The following is a 3,890-nucleotide window of genomic DNA, read 5'->3' as shown; positions in this document are numbered from 1 at the left end:
GAACAAAGCCGGCTGCACCACATCCACCCGGTCAAACGGAGGATGCTCACCCTCCACACCCGCCAACACCTCACGCACCGACCAACCCGTGAACGGCGCCAACGCCACATCACACGCCTCAACCACCTGCCGGAAAACCCCACTCTCCTCCAGCAGCACACGCCCCATCCCCACCCACTGCGAACCCTGACCCGGAAAAACGAAGACCACCTTTCCCCGCCGCCCGGAACCACCGGTCACCACCGCGTCATGCGACCGCCCCTCAGCCAACGCAGACAACGCCTCGACCAATTCGCCACGACCAGCTGCGACGACACTCGCCCGCGACTCGAAGTGGGTACGGTGCCGTGCAGCCGTCACCGCGACATCAGCCAACGACACACCCTCACGACCCGACAGCCACGAAGCCCAACGCCCCGCCTGCTCCCGCAACGCCGACTCATCCCGACCGGACACCACCACCGGGAACAACCCCCCGGCCCCCCCGGCCCCATCCCCGGCCACAGGCTCAACCACCCTCGCGACCGGCGGCTCCTCCACAATGACGTGCGCGTTCGTACCACTGAGACCGAACGACGACACACCCGCACGACGCACACGACCAGCGTCCCGCTCCCACGGCGTGAGCTCGTCGACCACCCGTACCGGCAGGTCGTCCCAGGCGATGTTCGGATTGCGCGGCGAGCTGTGCCGGGTCCCGGGCAGGGCGTCCTTCTTGAAGGCGGCGAGCATCTTGCACACGCCGGCGATTCCGGCCGCTGATTCCAGGTGCCCGATGACGCTCTTCGCGGTACCGAGTCCGAGCTCCTGGCCCGGTTCACGGCCCTCCCCGTAGACGGCGGCCAGCGCCTGTACCTCGATCGGGTCGCCCAGCGAGGTGCCGGTGCCGTGGCACTCGACGTAGTCGACGTCCCCCGTGGAGAGTCCGGCCGATTGCAGGGCGGCACGGATGACCTTCTGCTGGGAGGAGCCGTTGGGGGCGGTGATGCCGCTGCTGGCGCCGTCGTGGTTGACGGCTGTGGCGCGGATGACGCCCAGGACCGTGCGGTTCTGCTCGATCGCCTCCGAAAGTCGCATGACGGCGATGACTCCGACGCCCTCGCCGCGTCCGTACCCGTCCGCCTCGGCCGAGAATGCCTTGCTGCGGCCGTCCGGGGAGAGCGCGTGCGAGCGGCTGAGTGCGATGAACGCGCCGGGGTCGGTGAGGACCTGGACTCCACCCGCGAGGGCCAGTTCGCACTCGTCGTTGCGCAGCGCCTCGCAGGCCAGGTGCAGCGCCACCAGTGACGACGAGCACGCGGTGTCGATGGACAGTGCGGGGCCCTGGAGCCCGAGGTGGTAGGAGAGCCGGCCGGCGTTGAAGCTGGGCAGCGTTCCGGTCAGGGTGTACGTGTCGGGGGCGCCACCCGACCGGTACTTGCCGTACTCGCCGACACCCGCGCCCACGAAGACGCCGGTGCGGGAGCCGCGCAGCTCGCCCGGGCGGATTCCGGCGTCCTCCAGGGAGTTCCAGGCCGCTTCGAGAAGCAGCCGGTGCTGGGGGTCCATCGGCTCGGCCTCGCGTGGCGAGATGCCGAAGAACGAGGCGTCGAAGTGGGCCACGTCGTCGAGGAAGGAAGCGTGACGGGCGTAGGTCTTGCCCTCGGCGTCCGGGTCCGGGTCGTAGAACGCGTCTATGTCGAAGCGGTCGGCCGGTATCCGGGTCACCGTGTCGCGGCCCTCGGAGAGTACGTCCCAGAGGCTGTCGAGGTCGTGGGCGTCACCCGGCATGCGCAGGCCGACGCCGACGACGGCAAGCGGTTCGTCGGTGCGTTGCGCGGCGGCTGCGGCGGGTGTGTCCGCGAGTGCGGGGGTGAGTTCGCCGAGTAGCCAGCGAGTGGCGGACGCCAGGTTCGGGTGGTCGAAGATCAGGGTCTTGGGTGTGATGGTTCCGGTGCGCCTCTGCACCCGTACGCTGAGGTCGACGGCCATCATCGAGTCGAAGCCCAGGTCCTTGAACCCACGCTCGGGGTCGAGCGATGCGGGGTTCTCGACGCCGAGCACCGCCGCGGCCTCAAGGGCGAGCAGGGACCGAAGGTAGTCCTCGCGGGCGTCCTCGGCCAGGTCCAGCAGGGTGCTGCGCAGGGGGTTGGCCTGCGTGGCGGGGGTGTCGGCGACCGTGGCCCGGGCCTCCGGGATGTCGTGCAGGAAGCGACGGTTTCCGCCCTCGGAGTACGCGGTGGCGGCGCGGGTCCAGTTGATGCCGGAGACGAAGGTCGTGCCGCCGTGGGCGAGTGCCGCGTCGAGGGCGTCCAGGGCGCGTTCGGCGGGCATCGGTTCGAGGCCGATGCGGCGTAGCTGGGTCTCGGCCGCGCCGTGCGTCATGCCGCCGTCCGCCCAGGGGCCCCAGCCAATGGAGATGGCCGGCAGGCCCTCGGCCCTGCGTTGTGCGGCGAGGGCGTCCAGGGCGGCGTTGGCCATGGCGTAGTTGGCCTGGCCGATGTTGCCGAGAGCGCCGATGACCGACGTGTAGAGAACGAAGGCGTCGAGATCGCGGTCGCGGGTGAGTTCGTGGAGGTGGGTGGCGGCGGCGAGTTTGGGTGCGGTCACGGCCGCGAGGGCTTCGGTGTCCAGACGGTCGAGCAGCCGGTCGTCGAGGACACCCGCAGTGTGGAAGACGGCCCGCAGGGGTGCCTCGTCGCGGTCGATCGCGGTGAGGAGCCCGCGGAGCTGCCGCCGGTCGGTGACGTCGCAGGAGGCGAGGGTCACGCGGGCGCCCGCGGCTTCGAGTGCGGCGGTGAGCTCGGTGGCTCCCTCGGCGTCGGCTCCGCGCCGGGACACGAGGACGAGGTGTTCTGCGCCGCGGTCGGCGAGACGGCGGGCGAGGTGGGCGGCGAGGGCGCCGCTGCCGCCGGTGATCAGGACGGTGCCGCGTGGGGTCCAGGGCTTTACGGCCGCCGTGTCCCGCGTGCGGCGCAGCCTGCGCACGAGCCGCCCGGTGGGCCGTAGCGCGATGTGCTCCTCGGCGCCCGGGGTGCCGTGTGCGGCGAGGGTGGCCAGGAGCCGGTGTGCCGTCGCCGTGTCGAGCTCGGCGGGCAGATCGAGGAGGCCGCCCCAGCGGTTGGCGTGTTCGAGGGCGACGACATGTCCCAGTCCCCAGGCGAGGGCCTGGGCGGCGACGGGAGCGGTGTCCGTGTCGTGGGCGTGAACGGCGCCCCGGGTGATGAACCACAGCGGAGCCCGTGCCGAGGTGTCGCCCAGTGCCTGGACGAGTGCGAGGCTCTGGGCAGCGCCCGTGGTCACGGCGGGGTGGTCGGGGTGCGGGGTGGTGTCGGTGGCGGTGAGGGCAAGGACACCGTGCAGGGATTGGTCACCGAGGCTGTCGGTCAGGTCGCGCAGGAGTGCGGCGTACGTGGCGCGATCGGCGTCGGTTCCGGTGGTCAGGAGGTGCGGGGTCGCGCCGGCGCCGGTCAGTGCCTCGGCCAGTTGCTCGGCAAGGGATTCGACAGCGGCCGGGGCGACGATCAGCCAGTGGCCGCTGGGCGTCGGGGCGGTGCGTGCCACCGGGGAGGGCTGCCAGGTCTCCTCGTAGCTCAGGCCGGCGACCTCACCGGCCTTGTCCTGCTGTTCGCGCCAGGTGGCGAGGTAGGGCAGGAGGGCGACGACAGCGGAGCTGTCGGTGACGCCGAGGAGTTCGGAAACGCGGTCGCTCTCGCCCTTTCCGACGGCCTGCCACAGCGCGTCGTCGGCGTGCGAACGGTGGCCGGAGTTCTTCGCGGGCTTCGGTTCGATCCAGTAGTGCCGGCGCTGGAAGGCGTACGTGGGAAGACCGACGGGTGTTCCCCCGTCCAGGACCCGGTCCCAGGCAATGCCCTGCCCGCCCACATGCAGGGCACCCAGAGCCTGAAGCA

At 71.3% G+C, this 3,890-nt stretch carries 1 protein-coding gene; it reads right to left on the bottom strand.

Annotated elements, in window-relative coordinates; translation table 11 throughout:
• On the bottom strand, positions 1-3,890 hold a 3,890-nt coding region (locus E6R60_RS36295; RefSeq protein ID WP_136330996.1), incomplete at both ends, for a type I polyketide synthase.

It is taken from the genome of Streptomyces sp. A0642 (assembly GCF_004795105.1).
Classification (GTDB): domain Bacteria; phylum Actinomycetota; class Actinomycetes; order Streptomycetales; family Streptomycetaceae; genus Streptomyces.
Note: the sequence above shows the minus strand (reverse complement) of the source record. Positions and strands in the feature narration are given on the sequence as shown.